This window comes from Winogradskyella luteola, assembly GCF_019203985.1.
Lineage (GTDB): Bacteria > Bacteroidota > Bacteroidia > Flavobacteriales > Flavobacteriaceae > Winogradskyella > Winogradskyella luteola.
In genome coordinates, this window is sequence record NZ_JAGSPD010000017.1 from 1 (window position 1) to 17906 (window position 17906).

The 17906-nt window shown below is 34.6% G+C and carries 21 protein-coding genes; 10 read left to right on the forward strand and 11 right to left on the reverse strand.

Annotated elements, in window-relative coordinates:
• The 7 genes from KCG49_RS15135 to KCG49_RS15165 all read left to right on the forward strand — a co-directional run.
• Window positions 1-1981, forward strand: a 1981-nt coding sequence (locus tag KCG49_RS15135; RefSeq protein ID WP_218547702.1) for a CLIPPER-2 domain-containing protein, incomplete at its 5' end; no start/stop codon positions are given.
• 28 nt (window positions 1982-2009) lie between these two features.
• Window positions 2010-2936, forward strand: a complete 927-nt coding sequence (locus tag KCG49_RS15140) for a PorP/SprF family type IX secretion system membrane protein (RefSeq protein WP_218547703.1) — start codon at window positions 2010-2012, stop codon at window positions 2934-2936.
• A 10-nt stretch (window positions 2937-2946) separates the two neighbouring features.
• Window positions 2947-4926: an OmpA family protein gene (locus KCG49_RS15145; RefSeq protein WP_218547705.1), complete on the forward strand. Its 1980-nt coding sequence runs from the start codon at window positions 2947-2949 to the stop codon at window positions 4924-4926.
• A gap of 104 nt (window positions 4927-5030) precedes the next feature.
• Entirely contained in the window at window positions 5031-5558 is a 528-nt protein-coding gene (gene idi, locus KCG49_RS15150) for an isopentenyl-diphosphate Delta-isomerase (protein WP_218547707.1), read from the forward strand.
• Entirely contained in the window at window positions 5555-5965 is a 411-nt protein-coding gene (locus tag KCG49_RS15155; RefSeq protein ID WP_218547708.1) for a 6-pyruvoyl trahydropterin synthase family protein, read from the forward strand. The genes idi and KCG49_RS15155 overlap by 4 nt, the downstream gene beginning before the upstream one ends.
• A 4-nt stretch (window positions 5966-5969) precedes the next feature.
• A complete protein-coding gene (locus tag KCG49_RS15160) occupies window positions 5970-6941 on the forward strand; it encodes a type I phosphomannose isomerase catalytic subunit (protein WP_218547710.1) in 972 nt (323 codons plus the stop codon).
• A gap of 107 nt (window positions 6942-7048) precedes the next feature.
• Window positions 7049-7318 carry a hypothetical protein gene (locus KCG49_RS15165; protein ID WP_218547712.1) on the forward strand — a complete coding sequence of 90 codons (270 nt, stop codon included), beginning with the start codon at window positions 7049-7051 and terminating at the stop codon, window positions 7316-7318.
• An 80-nt stretch (window positions 7319-7398) separates the two neighbouring features.
• Here the strand turns inward: KCG49_RS15165 and KCG49_RS15170 are convergent, their stop codons facing one another.
• The 3 genes from KCG49_RS15170 to KCG49_RS15180 all read right to left on the reverse strand — a co-directional run bounded on the left by KCG49_RS15170 (window position 7399) and on the right by KCG49_RS15180 (window position 9840).
• Complete coding sequence (locus KCG49_RS15170; RefSeq protein ID WP_218547714.1) at window positions 7399-8109, reverse strand: DUF4369 domain-containing protein; 711 nt, start codon at window positions 8107-8109, stop codon at window positions 7399-7401.
• An 86-nt stretch (window positions 8110-8195) separates the two neighbouring features.
• Entirely contained in the window at window positions 8196-9461 is a 1266-nt protein-coding gene (locus tag KCG49_RS15175; RefSeq protein ID WP_218547716.1) for a DUF819 family protein, read from the reverse strand.
• A 34-nt stretch (window positions 9462-9495) separates the two neighbouring features.
• Complete coding sequence (locus tag KCG49_RS15180) at window positions 9496-9840, reverse strand: winged helix-turn-helix transcriptional regulator (protein ID WP_218547718.1); 345 nt, start codon at window positions 9838-9840, stop codon at window positions 9496-9498.
• Between the two features lie 86 nt (window positions 9841-9926).
• On the opposite strand from KCG49_RS15180, the gene KCG49_RS15185 reads away from it, so the two are divergent.
• Window positions 9927-10727, forward strand: a complete 801-nt coding sequence (locus tag KCG49_RS15185; RefSeq protein WP_218547719.1) for a type 1 glutamine amidotransferase domain-containing protein — start codon at window positions 9927-9929, stop codon at window positions 10725-10727.
• Window positions 10724-11359, forward strand: coding sequence for an NADPH-dependent F420 reductase (locus KCG49_RS15190; protein WP_218547721.1), 636 nt, complete (start codon window positions 10724-10726; stop codon window positions 11357-11359). Before KCG49_RS15185 ends, KCG49_RS15190 begins: the two co-directional genes overlap by 4 nt.
• Window positions 11360-11388: 29 nt before the next feature.
• Here the strand turns inward: KCG49_RS15190 and KCG49_RS15195 are convergent, their stop codons facing one another.
• From KCG49_RS15195 to KCG49_RS15225, 8 genes are all read right to left on the reverse strand, one after another.
• Entirely contained in the window at window positions 11389-11565 is a 177-nt protein-coding gene (locus KCG49_RS15195; protein WP_218547723.1) for a type II toxin-antitoxin system antitoxin, read from the reverse strand.
• Window positions 11558-12067, reverse strand: coding sequence for a hypothetical protein (locus KCG49_RS15200; protein ID WP_218547725.1), 510 nt, complete (start codon window positions 12065-12067; stop codon window positions 11558-11560). Before KCG49_RS15200 ends, KCG49_RS15195 begins: the two co-directional genes overlap by 8 nt.
• Before the next feature lie 91 nt (window positions 12068-12158).
• Window positions 12159-13019: an SPFH domain-containing protein gene (locus KCG49_RS15205; protein WP_218547727.1), complete on the reverse strand. Its 861-nt coding sequence runs from the start codon at window positions 13017-13019 to the stop codon at window positions 12159-12161.
• Window positions 13020-13313: 294 nt separating this feature from the next.
• Complete coding sequence (locus KCG49_RS15210; protein WP_218547729.1) at window positions 13314-14285, reverse strand: DNA adenine methylase; 972 nt, start codon at window positions 14283-14285, stop codon at window positions 13314-13316.
• Window positions 14282-15151 carry a type II restriction endonuclease gene (locus tag KCG49_RS15215; protein WP_218547731.1) on the reverse strand — a complete coding sequence of 290 codons (870 nt, stop codon included), beginning with the start codon at window positions 15149-15151 and terminating at the stop codon, window positions 14282-14284. The genes KCG49_RS15210 and KCG49_RS15215 overlap by 4 nt, the downstream gene beginning before the upstream one ends.
• 85 nt (window positions 15152-15236) lie before the next feature.
• On the reverse strand, window positions 15237-16082 hold the full coding sequence (locus KCG49_RS15220; protein ID WP_369680369.1) for an alpha/beta hydrolase family protein: 846 nt from the start codon (window positions 16080-16082) through the stop codon (window positions 15237-15239).
• Window positions 16083-16582: 500 nt separating this feature from the next.
• Window positions 16583-16690 (reverse strand): hypothetical protein, encoded by a 108-nt coding sequence (locus KCG49_RS16565; protein WP_369680370.1) that lies wholly within the window; start codon window positions 16688-16690, stop codon window positions 16583-16585.
• 31 nt (window positions 16691-16721) lie between these two features.
• Window positions 16722-17192, reverse strand: a complete 471-nt coding sequence (locus tag KCG49_RS15225; protein WP_369680371.1) for an alpha-ketoglutarate-dependent dioxygenase AlkB family protein — start codon at window positions 17190-17192, stop codon at window positions 16722-16724.
• A 32-nt stretch (window positions 17193-17224) separates the two neighbouring features.
• Between KCG49_RS15225 and KCG49_RS15230 the strand changes: the two genes are divergently transcribed.
• A complete protein-coding gene (locus tag KCG49_RS15230; RefSeq protein ID WP_218547735.1) occupies window positions 17225-17905 on the forward strand; it encodes a M15 family metallopeptidase in 681 nt (226 codons plus the stop codon).
• The last annotated feature ends 1 nt before the right edge of the window (window position 17906 follow it).

Consider the following 17906-nt stretch of genomic DNA (forward strand, 5'->3'; position numbering starts at 1 on the left):
TCCAACCGAGACCGTCATCGTACAAATGCCAAGTGTAGCTATAGAAAAGATAAGCAGTCTAGACTTAGGCGTTGATGGCATTGCAAGCGTGGGAGACATCATCACTTATACTTATACAGTTACAAATACGGGCAATACGACGTTATTTGATGTAAGTGTCACGGAGGATGCAGCGGACTTTACGGGAACGGGTACTTTGCCGACACCAACCTATGTCAGTGGGGGAAGTGACGAAGACGGTGATACAAATGCTGATGATTTAGCGGTTACGCCACAGGACCCAATGATCTTTACGGCGACCTATGCGATCACGCAGGTTGATATCGATATGGGCATCGTGACGAACCAGGCGATGGCCAATGGTACGGATCCATTGGGTGGCGGTGTCACGGATGAGAGTGACGACCCTACGGACCCAACTGGAATGGACGACCCAACAGATACGACGATCCCACAGGCACCGAATATTTCTATAGAAAAGATAAGCAGTCTAGACTTAGGTGTTGATGGCATTGCAAGCGTGGGAGACATCATCACCTATACCTATACAGTTACAAATACGGGCAATACGACGTTATTTGATATAAGCGTCACTGAAGATGCAGCGGACTTTACGGGAACGGGTACTTTGCCGACACCAACCTATGTCAGTGGGGGAAGTGACGAAGACGGTGATACGAACGCTGATGATCTAGCGGTTACGCCACAGGACCCAATGATCTTTACGGCGACCTATGCGATCACGCAGGTTGATATCGATATGGGCATCGTAACGAACCAGGCGATGGCTAGCGGCATGGATCTAATTGGTATAGGTGGCGGTGTTACTGATGATAGCGATGACCCTACGGACCCAACTGGAACGGACGACCCAACGGACACAGAAATACTTCAAGAGCCTATGATAAGTCTTGTTAAGACAACATTACCACTTGAAGATACCAATGGTGATGGTATTGCAGGAAGCATTGACGACGTTATATCTTACGTGTTTATTGTAGAAAACACAGGAAACGTAACATTGACTAATATCGAAGTGCAAGATGTATTACCTGGCTTAAATTTAGTGGGAGGGCCAATAGCTCAACTATTGCCGGGTGAAATTGATAGCACGACATTTACTGCTACGTACCAAATCACTCAAGTTGACTTAGATGTAGGTTTTGTTACAAATTCGGCAACGGTAACCAGTGAGGAACCTGGTGGTGATTTGGGTAATCCTGCAGATGATATTGGTGATACAAGTGATGATCCCAATAACGATAATGATAATGACGACAATGGAGATGGAGAGCCAGATGATCCAACAGTAACGGTTGTAAACTCAATCTTTGATTTAGAAGTAACCAAAGTTGTAGATGAACTACAGCCAGTAGTTGGTGATGAAGTTGTATTTACCATTGAGGTAGCCAATATTGGAAATGTTACAGCCACTAACGTTATTATTAGTGACCAAATTCCAAGTGGTTATGTGTTTTTATCCGTAATTACTACAACAGGAACATACTCAGAGTTTGATGGAGAATGGACAGTAGGTCAACTAGGTCCTGATCAAGTAGAAATACTTCAGATTACTGTAGAGGTACTTGGTTTTGGTGACTATGCCAACACTGCGTTTGTAAGTAGTGCTGATGGAGGCACTGATATAGATGCAAGTAACAATGAAGATACGGCGGCTGTTGATCCGATATGTTTAACTATTTACAACGAATTTTCACCAGATGGGAATGGTATAAATGAAACGTTTGTTATTGATTGTTTAGAACGATTCCCTAATAATAAACTCGAAATCTACAATAGATGGGGTAACATAGTCTATAGTAAAAAAGGTTACCAGAACGATTGGGACGGAACTTTTAGAAGAAGTGCTGCAATCAACCAATCTGATAAGCTACCTACAGGTACGTATTACTATGTACTCGACCTAGGAGACGGTTCAGAACCTAGAGTAGGATGGGTATATGTAAATAGACGAAACTAATTAACACTGAATAATAAAATATATTAAAATGATACATAAATCATCGATATTAAAAGGATTAGTAGCTTTAGTATTTATACTACTTAGTGCTAATAGTTTTGCACAGCAAGATCCTCAGTACACGCATTATATGTATAATACGCTAAGTGTTAACCCGGCTTACGCTGGGCAACGTGAGACGTTAAGCGTTGTAGGATTACATAGATCACAATGGGTTGGTATAGACGGAGCACCGCAAACACAATCTTTAGGTATTCATTCACCATTACGCAATGAGCGTATAGGTTTAGGTTTGAACATAGTAAGTGATGCTTTAGGTCCAGCAAGAGAAAACTTCGTAGATGTTAATTTTTCATATACAATACCATTAGATGCCAATGACTTAAAATTATCTTTTGGTGTAAAAGGGGGAGTACATATCTTAAATACAGACTGGAGTAAAGGAAGATTTCAAGATACTGATCCAGCTTTTGAAAATAATTTAAACTTAACTTCACCAATGGTAGGAGCAGGTTTTTATATGCATACCAGAAAATGGTATTTAGGATTTGCGGTGCCAAATTTTATTGAAACAGACCATTATGATGATTTTCAAGAATCTGTAGCTACCGAACGTATGCACTTTTATGCTATTGGTGGATATGTGCTTAACTTAAGTGAAACTTTAGAATTAAAACCTGCCTTTTTAGTAAAAGGAGTTTCGGGTGCTCCGCTAATTGCTGATATCTCTGCTAACTTTTGGTATAAAAAGAATTTAACGGCAGGTTTGGCTTGGAGATGGGATGATTCTGTAAGTGCTCTTGTTGGTTTTCAAGCCACACCAGGTATGTTTATTGGGTATGGTTACGATTTAACTACAACTGGATTGAACAATTACAACAGCGGAACACACGAAATAACTTTAAGATTCGAAGTAAAGCGATTAGGTAGAATTTTATCACCGCGTTTCTTTTAAAAATATAACTATGAGAACAATTTCAAGATATATATGTATGGCATTAGTAGGTATGTTTGCTTTATCTACCTATGCCCAAAATGGAAAGATAAAAAGTGTCGAAGATGACTACAGAGACTTTGCCTACGTTAAAACAAGTGAAGTGCTTTTAGAAGTGGCAAACAAAGGTTACAGATCGGCCGACCTTTTTCAGAAATTGGCAAATTCCTATTATTTTAATAATGATATGGAAAATGCAGCTAAATGGTATGGTGAACTAATGGCTATGAACGAAGTCATAGATCCCGAATACTATTTTAGATATGCTCTAGCACTTAAAGGCACTGAAAATTATGAAGACTCAGATAAGTGGATGAAAAAATTCAATGAACTCAAACCAGATGATTTAAGAGGAAAAGCATTTTTGTCTAAGGTAGATTATAAGTCAAATATAGAAGAGTTGAGCCGTAATGATATAGAACCTCAAAATTTAGATATCAATACAGAGTTTTCAGATTTTGGAACTACGGAATATGAAAACAGTATTGTGTTCGCTTCAGCAAGAGGTGGTGGACGCAAGTATCGTTGGAATGAAGAACCTTATTTAGATTTGTATTCAGTTGAAAAAACAGATAATGGTTTTGGTGAAATAACTGAAATTGATGGTAAGGTAAATACAAAGTATCACGAATCCAGTGCTGTATTCTCACCAAATGGAAAATACATGTTCTTCACAAGAAACAATTTCTTCAGATTAAAATATAAAGAAGACGAAACAGGTGTCAATAGATTACAATTGTATAGAGCTACTTTGAGTGAAGATGGTACTTGGGATGAAATTCACAAAATTCATTTTAACAGTGAGGATTACAGTGTTGCACATCCGGCATTAAATCTCACGGGATCACGATTGTATTTTGCTTCGGACATGCCAGGAACTTATGGTCAGTCCGATATTTTTGTGGTGGATGTCAATGACGATGGTACTCTGGGCGAACCAGAAAACTTGGGATCTTCAATTAATACCGAGGGACAAGAATCATTTCCTTTTGTGGATACCAATGGTAATTTGTTCTTTTCGTCAACTGGATTTCCAGGATTAGGAGGATTGGATGTATTTAAATCTGAAGAATTAGATCAAAAAGTTGCTTCGGGTTCTAACAGAAGCTTTCCAATTGAAAATGTTGGCAAGCCTGTAAATAGTTCTGCAGATGATTTTGGCTATTATGAAAACTTAGTTACCAAGCGTGTATATTTCAGTTCTAACAGAGAAGGAGGAAAGGGTAGTGATGATATTTACACATTCGAAGTTCCAGAATGTAAGCAAATCGTTGAAGGTACTGTCCAAGACAAAAACACAGACGAATTAATACCAGGTGCCACAGTGGTTTTATTTGATGGTAAAGGCAACGAACTTGAGCGTAAAACTGTTACAGCCGATGGTACTTTTGAGTTTGAGCTAGAATGCGAAAAAGAATACTTAATCAGAGGTGAAAAAGCAACCTATGCTTCGGACGAAAAACGTTTTACTACACCAAAACGTAAACAAGAATTGCAGTTGCAATTATTATTGGAGAAGGACGAACAAGAAGTTGAACCTTGTGACGATTTAGCTAAGGTTCTCGATATTCCTATTATCTATTTCGACTTTGATAAATCAAATATTAGATACGATGCAGAGATTGAATTACAGAAAGTGTTAGCAGTCTTGAACAAATATCCAACAATGAATATCGATATTCGTTCGCATACAGATTGTAGAGGACTTGCAGACTATAATGAAAGATTGTCTGAAAGAAGAGCACAATCGACACGTCAGTATTTAATGGATAATGGTATAGCAGCAGATCGTTTAACAGCTAAAGGTTATGGTGAGTCACAATTGGTTAACGATTGCGGGTGTGAGCCAACAAACGAATCAAGCTGTTCGGAAGAAGAACATCAATTAAACAGACGTAGCGAATTTATTATCACCAGTATTAACGGTAAATCTTGTGACGATAAACAGTAATATAATAGTTTAATAAAGTATCAAAATAGCCGTTTAATATAAACGGCTATTTTTTTTATGAATTCCTTTAGCTTTTTTAAAGCTTTAGTCATTAATTTTGCTTTATGACAGAAGAACAAGTCATCCTTGTGGATGAAAACGATAACCAAATCGGTTTAATGCCCAAAATGGAAGCACACGAAAAAGCACTTCTGCACCGTGCGTTTTCAGTATTTATTTTTAATAACAAAGGTGAATTGATGCTCCAGCAGCGTGCGTTGCATAAATACCATTCTCCGGGACTTTGGACCAATACCTGTTGCAGTCATCAACGCAACGGTGAAACTAATTTAGAAGCTGGTAAGAGACGGCTGCAAGAAGAAATGGGATTTGTCACCGATTTAAAGGAGTCAACATCATTTATATACAAAGCCCCTTTTGATAATGGGTTAACAGAGCACGAGTACGACCATATTATGATCGGTCATTACAATGCTGCACCAAATATTAATACGGACGAAGTTGTCGATTGGAAATGGATGCCGTTGGAAAAAGTAAAAGTAGACATGGCCTTACATCCTGAAAATTATACAGCTTGGTTTAAGATTATATTCGAGAAATTTTATGAATTCATAAATGTTGATAACTCATGAAAGTAACCGTACATAGAAAGGCACATTTTAATGCAGCTCATAGGCTTTACAGAAAAGATTGGAGCTTCGAAAAGAACGATGCTGTATTTGGTTTGTGCAATAATCCAAATTTTCACGGACATAATTATGAATTGATAGCAAGTGTTACTGGTGATATTGACCCCGAAACTGGCTACGTTATGGACGTTAAAATCTTAAAAGACATCATTAAGTCGGAAGTTGAAAATGCCTTTGACCATAAGAATCTAAATATGGAAGTGCCCGAGTTCAAAGATCTAAATCCTACGGCAGAAAATATTGCAGTTGTAATCTATAACAAGATTAAGGCAAAATTAGATTCCAAGTTCCATTTGGAAATTACACTTTACGAAACACCTCGTAACTTTGTAACATATTCCGGAGAATAGTTTTATGAAGCATATTCTACATCCCTTAAAATTTAAACCCATTTTGAAAAATAAAATTTGGGGAGGAGAGAAACTGATTCAAAAGTTCAATAAAAAATCCGATTCTAAGCAATTGGGCGAAAGTTGGGAAGTGAGTACTGTTCCTGGTGATATTTCAATAGTTGAAAATGGTGAACTGCAAGGTAAATCATTACAAGAGCTTTTAGAGGAACATGCATCTGATTTGCTGGGAGAAAAAAACTACGAACGGTTCGGCAACAACTTTCCACTGCTAATTAAATTTATAGATGCCAAACAAGATCTGAGCATTCAATTACATCCGGACGATGCTTTGGCAAAAAAGCGCCATAACTCTTTTGGCAAAACAGAAATGTGGTATGTGATGCAGGCAGATGATGATGCAAATCTCATCGTAGGTTTTAATCAAAAAACAGATAAAGAGACCTACCTCAAACATCTCGAAGATAATACATTAACCAAGATTTTAAATTTTGATAGCGTAAAAGAAGGCGACACCTATTTTATTGAAGCAGGAAGAGTCCACGCCATTGGCGCTGGTGTGTTATTGGCAGAAATTCAGCAAACCAGTGATGTAACGTATCGTGTTTATGATTGGGATCGTGTAGATGATGAAGGTAATGAGCGCGAATTGCATAATGATATTGCCATTGATGCTTTTAAGTTTGATATGGAAGATGATTTTAAAATTGCTTATAAAAAACAAGAAAATGTATCAAACCCAATGGTGAGCTGTCCATTTTTTACCACGAATTATATTGAGATAAATTCAGAAATTGTAAAGAAAAATGATAAAGATTCTTTTTTGATATACATGTGTGTAGATGGAGAGGTTGAAGTGTTAACTGATAATAGAACTGATAGGATTGCCAAAGGTGAAACACTATTGATCCCTGCAGTGATTAAAGACTTTAAATTAAAAACTAAAGGAGCAAAGCTTCTTGAAGTTTATGTTTAAAACTTCAAAATTAAATTTGAATTATTAATATAAGTATTCATTACATTTGCATTTAAATTCAACGACGTTTATTTTGCGGAGTTGAAACTGAAATAAATAGAATTATTATGGCAAATAAAAGAGATTTAAAAAAGGATATCAACTATGTTTTTGGCGATATCATTGAAGCAGTTTACTATTGGGAATTAGAAAACACCCAAAAACCAACCAAAGAAAGTGATGCCATTATTGATGATGCTTTTGCAGGTTTTGATGAGTTAATAGCTCGTGTAAATGAAAGAGATATTGAGAACCCTAAAGCACATTTTAAGGCAATTAATAATGACTTAGAATCTAAAGGAAGAGCTTTAATAGATAGAATTAACAATTTAAAGTAGTATATACTTGCAACTCTACTAAAAAGCCAATCATTAAATTGATTGGCTTTTTTAGTGCCATCATTAAATTGTTTTCTATTCTAATCTTCAGAATTTCTGTTTTCAACAACTTCTTTTAACTTTTTTCCGTAAAAAGACTGCTTTATGTCTTCTGTTAGCCCATTATAGACAGAATCGATATAAACCGGATTAGCAGATGGAATTTCATATAATGCCAAATAAGGTGCAATCATATTATCCTTGTTATTTAACGCAAATTGAATGGTATAAGAGTATTTACGTTTCAATAAAGTTTCAGAAAGCTTATTTAAAGAGTCTAGGGCAATGCTATCATTGTCTTTTTTTGCTAAAAAACTAGCTTCAATAATGTCTAGGTTTTTATCATTGTATTTAGACATTACATCTGTGTAATCATTTAAAAGATCTTGCTGTTTGGAACCATCTATTTTAGCATCAAAACTAAAATTCTTCAGTGTAGTGTTGATTTCCGTTGTGCCTTTATCAGCGAAAAAAGGAATGTAATGCTCCTCACCATCGTTTTTAAACAGCTTTAAATAGAGCAGAATAGGTTCTTCAATATTAGTTTGTAATGTAAATTCTGATTGCCCATTAATTACCATGGAGTCGAGATCTATTATGGTTGAATCACCATCTTTCTGAAGATATACCACACCTTTTTTCAGACCTTTGATATTTCCTTTTAAAATGAAGTTGGTTTCCTTGTCTTTATTACAAGAAGCCACCATTATTACTAAAATAACTAGGCTTATAACTTTATTTAGTTTAAACATGTGTTGTTTATATAATTAGGCTACAACTTCACATAAATGCTTTGTTGAATAGAGATGGCAAATATCTTATTTTGAAATTAAAAATACTAACCGCCTGCTGCAATTTTCATAAGTTCTGCACAGAGGATAGCTCCGTAGGTTCCGACGACGTAACCAAATACGGCGAGTAAGGCTCCAACAGTTGCCAAAGAAGGATGAAAAGCAGCCGCCACAACTGGTGCGGATGCTGCACCACCAACATTGGCTTGACTGCCAACAGCCAAGAAAAAATAGGGTGCTTTTATAAGTTTGGCTACTAAGATTAGAAGCCCTGCGTGAATGGCCATCCAAACCAAGCCAATTAGAATGAGTCCTGGGTTCTCAAGAATTTTACCCAAATCCATTTTCATACCAATAGTCGCTACAAGAATATAAATAAAGACACTGCCTACTTTACTGGCACCAGCACCTTCATAATTTTTAGCTTTGGTAAAGGATAATAATACACCAATCAACGTGGCAATAGAAATTAACCAAAAGAACCCACTACCGAAAGATGATAATGCACTTTTGGGATTGCTTATAGCTTCAAAATTATCTTTAAGGAATACAGAGATGTGGTCAGCCCCAAAGTGTGCAATACCCACAGCGCCAAAGGCAATTGTTAATATTATAATAAGATCTGAAGTTGATGGAATACGTGTAATTTTATCACTAAAGGCTTGTACCTTGTTTTGTAATTCGTCAATAGCTGTATTGTCTGCTTTTAGCCAGTTGTCAATGCGTTTTCTCTTTCCGATTCCTAAAAGAATTACTGCCATCCAAATATTGGCTACAACAATGTCTACAAGTACCATTCCGCCATATAACTCTTGGTTAAACTCATAAATTTCTAACATGGCCGCTTGGTTGGCACCACCACCAATCCAGCTTCCGGCTAAAGTAGCCAAGCCTCGCCAAGTAGCATCAAAACCAGCGCCACCAACCGTTTCTGGTGAAAATGAAGAAATGAGTAATATAGCTATCGGTCCACCAATTACGATTCCTGCTGTACCGGTAAAGAACATTACCAAAGCTTTCCAACCTAGATTAAAAATGGCTTTTAAATCTATGCTTAAGGTTAATAAAACTAATGAAGCAGGTAATAGATAACGACTGGCAATAAAATAGGTTTGAGAAATTTTATCGGAAATTAAACCTAAAGAATTAAATATTGCAGGAATAAGATAACACATTAAAAGCGCTGGTACAATACGGTAAAATTTATGCCAAAACCCCGTTTTTTTAGATTCTGTAAAAAATACAAAGCCCAAGGCAATCATAAGTAATCCAAAGACGATAGCGTCGTTGGTGAAAATAGGTTCGTTTTCCATGTTAGTCAGTTTAGTGATGCAAAATACGAAAATATCAATGTTCTATTCCATCTTCCTTCATTAGTTCAAACCCATATTCTCTTAAGGTGGAAATAATTGCAATTGAGCGTTTCCCTTTTTCAGTAATAGTATATATGGTTTTTACGGGTACTTCAGGGATTATTTCTTTAGAAACAAATCCATCAGCTACCAATTCTTTTAAAGTCTTACTGAGCATTCTGTCTGAAGCTCTATTTATACTTCTTTTTAATTCTGAAAAGCGCAATGATTTATCTTTCAATCGCCAAAGGATTGGCATTTTATAGAGTCCACCAACTTTGTCAAACACATATTCTACAGGAGTATAATATCGTTTCTTGTCGTTTAAAAAATCTGGCATACTTACATGGATGTTAGTTGCTAACAAATATAAGTATTTGTTGAGCATAATCAATTTCAAAATAACTTTGTGGTATTAAAAACAGTATGAATTTTATAACACACAAAAAAATGGCGAGTATGGTAAAAGAATTTGAAAGTTATGTGCACTTTCATGGTGCAGAATATAAAGGGAAAATTTTAATGGTAGCAAGCAGTCCAACAATTTCAGAGCAAACAGGCTGGCCAATCGGATTTTGGGCAGCAGAGTTAACGCATCCATTACATGCGTTTCAAGAAGCAGGGTACAAAATACAATTAGTTTCAACCGAAGGTGGAAAAGTAGTAATGGATAGTTTTTCTAACCCAACAGATGAAAGTGGTTATGCTGTGCATGATGTTATTACTTTAGGATACATGCAACAAGGCTGGTTTAACCAAATGTTAGAAAGTACCCAAAAACTAACTGAAGTAAATCCTAAGGATTATGATGCTATCTTTTTAGTTGGCGGACAGGGGCCTATGTACACCTTTAAAGGTAATGAAGACTTACAGAAACTATTTGTAGACTTCTATGAGTCAAATAAACCAAGTGCAGCGGTTTGCCACTCTGTAGCATTACTATTAGAAACTAAAACATCTAATGGTGAGTTATTGGTTACAGGAAAAACTTGGACAGGGTTTGCAAATGCTGAAGAAGATTTTGCAGATAATGCTGTAGGCATGAAAATACAACCTTTTCGTATTGAAGATGAGGCGAGAAAAATGTCGGACACAACTTTTAAAGTAGCCAACCCCTTTGCTTCTTATGTAATTGCAGATGGTAATTTAATAACAGGGCAACAGCAAAATTCTGGTGCTGCAGCTGCAAGATTGGTAATAGAAGCATTAAACCGAAGACAAATATGAAATTAGCATTTATAGGAATTGGTAATGTAGGTTTTGCTTTAGCGAATAACCTTCAAAAAAGAGGACATAAGATTATTGTAGCTCATAATGATTCTAACAACAAAACGGTGAAAGAAGCATTAATGAAGAATAATGGTTTTAGCACTACTAAAGTCCAAGAGGCAATAAATAATTCTGAAGCGGTATTTTTGGCAGTACCATTTTTTGCTGCTGAAGAATTATTAAAGCCCTTAAAGTTTAATGGAAAACCCTTGATTGATTGCACTAATCCAGTGGGTAAAGGTATTTCTCATGGATTAGAAAGTGAAATTTCAGGTGCAGAAAAAATTCAAGAATGGGCCAATGATGCCAAAGTAGTAAAAGCATATACCATTTATGGCTTTGAAAATTTAATTAATTCTAGTTTTAGCAATTATAATGTAAAACCTGTGATGTTAATTGCAGGTAATTTTAAAGCATCAAAGAGCTTGGTATCAGCGTTAAATGAGGATTTAGGTTTTATGACCTTGGATACAGGTAATTTAGATCAATCTTTACATTTAGAGCATATGACCTTACTTTGGGTAAAGATGGTTCGAAGGGATGGACATCATCCCAATTTTACTTGGGCGTATTTAGAAAAACAACAATAATTTGCAATAGGAAAAGTGATCCATTGAGATCACTTTTCTTCTGGTTTTTCTTTCTTTTTCGGTTGTCTATTATGGTCTTTGAGATATTGCATCAACATCCATTCTATTTGTCCGTTTGTACTACGAAATTCATCAGCTGCCCATTTCTCAATAGCTTTCAGCATATCTTCATTGATGCGCAACGCAAACGCTTTTTTCTTAGCCATTGTTAATTGTTTTTTCTTTGTAAGTAGCCAAAATGCGTTCAGCTTCTTCTTTCTTTTGAGTACCGATCAAAAGTTTTTTACCATTTTTTAATTCGAGTTGAATGCCTAAATTACCAGATACATTTATTGCTCTTCCTTTTGATTTTTTCCACAACCAACCTCCTTTAAATCCCCAACCTCCATATTCGTTTATGGCATCATAGTGTCTTACGTAGGCCTTATTTATGTCATTCCATTCTATGGATTTAAATTTCCAATGCAATGGAAAGAATTTATAATGAATCCCTTTTTCATCAATCCTTGATGTCAGCGTAAGCAAAAATATAAAACCAGAAATCAACATTAAAGAACCAATTAACAATACCAGTTCCATTGGGGAAAAACTATTAGGGTCATTGATATATTCACTTATAATTATTCCAATAATAATTAATATGCTAATGGTCATTAAAGCAATAATCCAAATTTGATTAAAACGTTGTTGTTCTTTAAAAATTCTCATTATCTATTTAAAATTTTGTAACAATTTGTTTTTTAAATATGTAGGCTGGTATTAACTGTTTTCTATCAAATGCCATTATAGGCTTTCGTGGTTAATGACTTAAAGTTCCTGTATTTACAACAGGTGAAGCATCTTTATCACCACAAAGTACTACCATTAGATTGCTTACCATGGCTGCTTTACGCTCTTCATCTAAGTCTACAACACCTTTTTTGTTGAGTTCTTCTATGGCCATTTCTACCATACTAACAGCACCTTCTACAATTTTGTGTCTCGCTGCTACAATAGCTGTTGCTTGTTGACGTTTTAGCATGGCGTTGGCGATTTCTTGTGCATAAGCCAAATAGCCTATACGTGCTTCCAAAACTTCAATGCCTGCTATGGATAAACGCTCATCAATCTCTTTTTCGAGTGCATTACTGACTTCATTAACACTTGAGCGTAAGGTGATGTCCTCATCATGCCCTTCGTCAGCAAAGTTATCGTAAGGATACATGCTTGCCAGTTTACGCACTGCAGCATCGGTCTGTACACGGACAAAGTTTTCATAATTGTCCACATCAAAAGCAGCTTTGTAGGTGTTTTGCACGCGCCAAACCAAAATGGTACTAATCATAACTGGGTTTCCGAGTTTATCATTGACTTTTAGGCGTTCACTATCAAAGTTACTTGCTCTCAAGGAAATCTTCTTTTTGGTATAAAAAGGGTTTACCCAATAGAAACCATTTTTCTTTACGGTTCCGACATATTTTCCAAATAAGAGTAAAACACGGGAGCCATTGGGCTGAACCATTAAAAAGCCAAATGCCATTACTAAGGATAGGAATATAGTAATACCTGGCCATGGTGTTTCTAAGGCAATTATTGTGGCTATACTTCCAAAAAACAATACTAAAAATACAAGTAACATAAAGTAGCCATTAGCTGGGACGGTGGTTTTTTCTTCTTTCATAATCTAAAAATTTAATTGGTTAATTATTTATTAAATCAATATGATATTAAAATGATATAATAAAGATATAATATATAAGTGTATAAATAGATGTTTTTGTTACAGTTTTAGAAAAAAAATATAAAATAGAGTTTGGCACACAGTTTGATTAATAATAGGTGTAATGGTTACAGCGATATTTATACTACAAAATCGCGACATTACAATTTGGTTGGTTAGTTAGTAGAAAAGCATCTCGTGGTTGAGATGCTTTTTCTAATTATATCGTACGTGTGTAAGTATGTTATTTTTTGTTTAGAAAAACTCTTGTTTTTCTTCTTCTAGCTTTAATAGAAGCTGCTTGCTTGTGCTTGACTTATATTTTTTTGTTGTTAGTTGAGAAATATTATTATCTAATCTAAATTTCATTTCGGAATTAGAAATACTATCATTTAATTTAATATTTGACAGAAGAGCTTCGTACACTGCATTTCGATTAGTTTCCTTACCACCTACGTAATAAAAATGCTCTTTTGTAGTTATAAAGCAGTTTTGCCAAACTGAAAAGATATAGTCATTGGTTCTATACTTATTGCTTAGCCAAGTTGAAAGAATGAAATTACAGTTTGATTCCTCTAATCCATTATTTAATAGTATTTCTTCTTCTTCTGTCCAACTGTCAAAATAGTCAACATGCCTTCCAATATAAGGTGGATCAGAATAAACACAATCAGAACTTTTTAATTCTGATAATGTTTTTTTAAAATCTTGATGTTTAAACTCATATTCTCCATGCTCGATTATTTTAGAAATATTTTCTACTTGATTAGTTATTTTTGTTACCAATGCCTGAGCAAAACGATTTGGTTTTTTACAAAATGGGACATTAAATCCCCCTTTTTTATTAAACCTCATCATTCCATTAAAGCAAGAGCGACTTAAAAATAAGAAATCTAACGGATTACCTCTTTCGTTAAAGCGATTACGAACAGTATAATAATATTCTCCTTCCGTCTCTAAAAGTTTCTGGCCTTCTTCATTTAGAAAATTTCTTACTATACTACTTGTTATTTCTTTGTTTTGAACTGCTTTATAAAAGCTTATTAAATGAGGGTTGCTATCACATAACAGTGCTTTTTTGGGACGAATATTAAAAGCAACAACACCTGTTCCCATAAATGGCTCAACCCAACGGTCAAATTCTATCTTTTCTACGTTTGAAGAAATCCAATTTACAAGTTTAGTTTTTATACCTTGCGATTTTATCGGAGGGACAAATGTTTTCATTTTTTCTTATTTTTTCTTTTTGGTCTAACAGGATATATTTTAGAAATATCTTCTCCCCGATACTTTAAGTAAGTTTTTAAGCTCGTTATTTTCTTAATCTTTCCTTTGGGTGTTAATATAGGCTTACCTTTTTCATCTTTTTGATCTATTTTTCCATGATCTATCCAATATTCATCAAACCATTTTTCTCCAAGATTTTTAAATACTCCATTTCCTTTTAGAATATCATCTATAAATCTGATACTTCCTATGTTAGCAGTATTACCACTTCCACTTTTATCACTTGATATTTTCCATTTTTCTTCTGCAAAGAAAACGAAGTCTTTAATGACAGAGGTGATTTCATCTAACTTGTTTAATTGAAGTATTCTTGTTTCATCAATATCTGCTGATAAAGCTCTCGTGTACAATATGCCCAAACAAATATGGGAAGTATATTCAGAGTAAGGAAACTGAATATTCTTTGCACTTGTTCTTTCTCTAAAATACTCCCCGTGAGAACCCAAAGTAAATCCGTTACAAAACCCATCATAGTCTTCTAATCGGTACGTAGTTTTTATATCAACTGCAAATTTTATTTTTGGATTTTCTTTACTTACAAACGACAAATCTGGGTACCAATTTTGCATTTCGGCAAGAACTATGTCATAACCATTTTGATCAGCGAATTCTCGAAATTTTGGGAAGAGTTGGATTTCAAGAATTTTCGAGATTATTTTGGTGTCAGAAGATATTGTGTAAATACTCTTTTCCGTATCTATGAAACCCTTAACTTTCCAGCCTCCAACCTTATCAGAAACATACTCGGTCAGTTCTTTTGAAAAATCTTTAAGCTTATCTAAAAATATCTTCTTTATATCACTCATTTTCTATATTCAAATAGGATTTTTAGCAAAATACAAATAAAGAATAATCTTTAGCCCCGATACTTTTTTAATTGTTCACAAATTTTCAAGAATTATTTATAATAAATTTAACAATGCTATCAATTAATTCTGAAGAAATAGGCCTGAACGATTCATTATAAGATTTAGAGTTTTCTAAATCATCTCCTTTTATTTCAAAAAGAACGTGATTCATGTTTTCAATAATCTTGAGTTTGGCTTTATCATTTGCTTCTTTTAAAAGCTTTGCGTCATTTTCTGAAATTTGAAGATCATTTGTGCCAACTACAACCAGAAGAGGCATTTTAAGTTCTTTAATAACTTCTGTAGGATTGTATTGCATCCAATTGATCATAAATGGCTGGATCTCTTCATTAAAAAGAGATGCTAGTGCTGAAGGATAATCCTTTACGGTTTCTCCTTGCTTTAATTTATCAACTATCTTTTTAGCTTCCTCTCCCAGCTGAGGAGACATTTTTGAAACCTGATCGGTAATAACATCTCCTATGTTTTGACCTGCTCCTGCAAGCGATATGAACCCATCAACCTTATCTTTAGCGGCTAGCATACCTACTAAACTTCCCTGGCTATGACCTATAACGTATATTTTTGAATAGTTATCTTTTTCTTTAAAGTAGGTAATTACATCTGAAGCATCATTTACAAAATCGTCTAACATTAAGTTTTTATCGACTTTGCCTTTACGAATTTGTTTTACAATGCGTTTGTCAAATCTAAATGTTGCTACACCGTTATTGGTAAGGCTTTCTGCTAATTTTTTTAGTGAGTTGTTTTTTTGAAAGTTTTGGTTACCGTTTCGATTTGTTGGTCCCGAACCAGCTATGATAATGGCTAAAGTGTGTTTTTTATTTTCATTGGGTGTAAGTAATGTACCATCAATCCAATTTGACACTGAAACCTCATTTTCACTGTATGCTTTTTTTTGACAAAAACTGAAGACAGAGAATAGAAGAAGCAAGGTTGATATATATTGTCTCATTTTTAGCATTTATAAGTGTAAAGTTAGTTGTTCTTAAAAAGAATCTTTAACTCAAAAACAAGTTTTATACCGTTTTAGTATTCATAAATACGATTTTCTAATTTAAATCATATGCATTTAATCGATGAAATGCAATATTTTACTCTCAAATGTTAAATTTATATGTATTTTGTCGATTAATAGTGTTTTTAAGCGTTAATATTAAAACCTAATTATATATTTGAAGTGTACTAAAATTTAGTTTTTAGTTCAATGGATTAATTAATTAATATTTGCATTATGTTGTGTTGACTTAGTGACCCTAAATCTACTTACATAATAAAAAAAGCAAATTAGAGAAACCGGGTTTGAGGGAACCCGGTTTTTTGTTTTCCATGACGTTTGGCTACCAAATTTCTGATGAGGTATATTTCTTATGCGCTTTGAATGAGTTTTCTAAAGGTTAGATTTATTCTAGGATTTATGTTTTTTTTGGTTTTTGCGATTTGATGTAGCCAATGGTGTTGCATTTCGCCTTTCATAAGTAATAAACTTCCGTGCTTTAATATGAGCTTATGTCTCTGTTTTTTTTTGAGTTCTGTGCTTAAAGTGAAATAGACGCTCCTCACCAAAACTAACAGAAGCAATTACGGGATTTTTACCTAGTTCTTTTTCATTATCGGCATGCCAGCCGTTGCTGTCATTACCATCACGATATAAATTGATTAGAAGTGTGTTAAATTTTTGTTCAGAACAATGTTCAACCTTATTTTTTATGGATAATAATGTTGGTGTGAAAGTTTGAGGGTACATTACAATGTTTGAATAACTGTATGGCTGATTTGTTTCGCCAAAAAGTGCTGTTAATCTTGGTTGTTTGTAGGTTTTTCCAAAAACGGTAATATCATCATGTTGCCAGTTGGTTTCTGCATTAATCGTTTTAAAATATAAATCGGATTCTTGTTTGCTAAAGAAGCTGGGAAGATAGATCAGCTCTGCATTGGGTAACTGAAAATGTTGTTTCTCTGCTGAAAACAAGTCCATAGTATAATTTTTGTCTAAATTAGTGCTTCGTTATGAATTATAAAACGCTCACATACCTACTTTTTGTTATAACGGTTTCGTTCGGGTTTCTTCAAAAAAAAACATTACCAGATGGTTTTGTATATGCTGATACTATAATTGAAGATTTAGATGTTGAGCTACGGTATTATAGTTCTAATAATTTTGTTGGCGATACCATAGATGGTTATAATATCAACCGATTAATAGTTACCAAAGGTACAGCAGAACAATTAAAACTGATTCAAGATGAACTGCAACAGCAAAATTTATGTCTAAAAGTTTATGATGGCTACCGACCACAACGTGCTGTTAATCATTTTATACGTTGGGCCAAAGATTTAAACGACACCATAAATAAGCAGCAATTTTATCCGAATGTAAACAAGCGGAACTTGTTTAAAGCGGGTTATATTGCATCACGCTCAGGCCACAGTAGGGGAAGTACTGTAGATTTAACTATAGTTTGTGGAGAAACAGGTGAGCCTCTGGATATGGGAAGTCCTTTTGATTTTTTTGGCCAAGAATCTTGGGTCGATTATGAAAATATAGAGGAACACCAAAAAAAGAACAGGCACTTACTTAAAAGTATTATGTTAAAGTATAATTTTAGAAATTACCCTAAGGAATGGTGGCATTTTACGTTGCGTTGGGAACCATTTGCTAACACTTATTTTGATTTTGAGATTGAGTAGT

Excerpts from the sequence above, each read along its gene's own strand:
- KCG49_RS15140 (WP_218547703.1), top strand. The coding sequence starts at position 2,010 with ATGATACATAAATCATCGATATTAAAAGGATTAGTAGCTTTAGTATTT.
- KCG49_RS15145 (WP_218547705.1), top strand. The coding sequence starts at position 2,947 with ATGAGAACAATTTCAAGATATATATGTATGGCATTAGTAGGTATGTTT.
- idi (WP_218547707.1), top strand. The coding sequence starts at position 5,031 with ATGACAGAAGAACAAGTCATCCTTGTGGATGAAAACGATAACCAAATC.
- KCG49_RS15155 (WP_218547708.1), top strand. The coding sequence starts at position 5,555 with ATGAAAGTAACCGTACATAGAAAGGCACATTTTAATGCAGCTCATAGG.
- KCG49_RS15160 (WP_218547710.1), top strand. The coding sequence starts at position 5,970 with ATGAAGCATATTCTACATCCCTTAAAATTTAAACCCATTTTGAAAAAT.
- KCG49_RS15165 (WP_218547712.1), top strand. The coding sequence starts at position 7,049 with ATGGCAAATAAAAGAGATTTAAAAAAGGATATCAACTATGTTTTTGGC.
- KCG49_RS15170 (WP_218547714.1), bottom strand. The coding sequence starts at position 8,109 with ATGTTTAAACTAAATAAAGTTATAAGCCTAGTTATTTTAGTAATAATG.
- KCG49_RS15175 (WP_218547716.1), bottom strand. The coding sequence starts at position 9,461 with ATGGAAAACGAACCTATTTTCACCAACGACGCTATCGTCTTTGGATTA.
- KCG49_RS15180 (WP_218547718.1), bottom strand. The coding sequence starts at position 9,840 with ATGCCAGATTTTTTAAACGACAAGAAACGATATTATACTCCTGTAGAA.
- KCG49_RS15185 (WP_218547719.1), top strand. The coding sequence starts at position 9,927 with ATGAATTTTATAACACACAAAAAAATGGCGAGTATGGTAAAAGAATTT.
- KCG49_RS15190 (WP_218547721.1), top strand. The coding sequence starts at position 10,724 with ATGAAATTAGCATTTATAGGAATTGGTAATGTAGGTTTTGCTTTAGCG.
- KCG49_RS15195 (WP_218547723.1), bottom strand. The coding sequence starts at position 11,565 with ATGGCTAAGAAAAAAGCGTTTGCGTTGCGCATCAATGAAGATATGCTG.
- KCG49_RS15200 (WP_218547725.1), bottom strand. The coding sequence starts at position 12,067 with ATGAGAATTTTTAAAGAACAACAACGTTTTAATCAAATTTGGATTATT.
- KCG49_RS15205 (WP_218547727.1), bottom strand. The coding sequence starts at position 13,019 with ATGAAAGAAGAAAAAACCACCGTCCCAGCTAATGGCTACTTTATGTTA.
- KCG49_RS15210 (WP_218547729.1), bottom strand. The coding sequence starts at position 14,285 with ATGAAAACATTTGTCCCTCCGATAAAATCGCAAGGTATAAAAACTAAA.
- KCG49_RS15215 (WP_218547731.1), bottom strand. The coding sequence starts at position 15,151 with ATGAGTGATATAAAGAAGATATTTTTAGATAAGCTTAAAGATTTTTCA.
- KCG49_RS16565 (WP_369680370.1), bottom strand. The coding sequence starts at position 16,690 with ATGAAAGGCGAAATGCAACACCATTGGCTACATCAAATCGCAAAAACC.
- KCG49_RS15225 (WP_369680371.1), bottom strand. The coding sequence starts at position 17,192 with ATGGACTTGTTTTCAGCAGAGAAACAACATTTTCAGTTACCCAATGCA.
- KCG49_RS15230 (WP_218547735.1), top strand. The coding sequence starts at position 17,225 with ATGAATTATAAAACGCTCACATACCTACTTTTTGTTATAACGGTTTCG.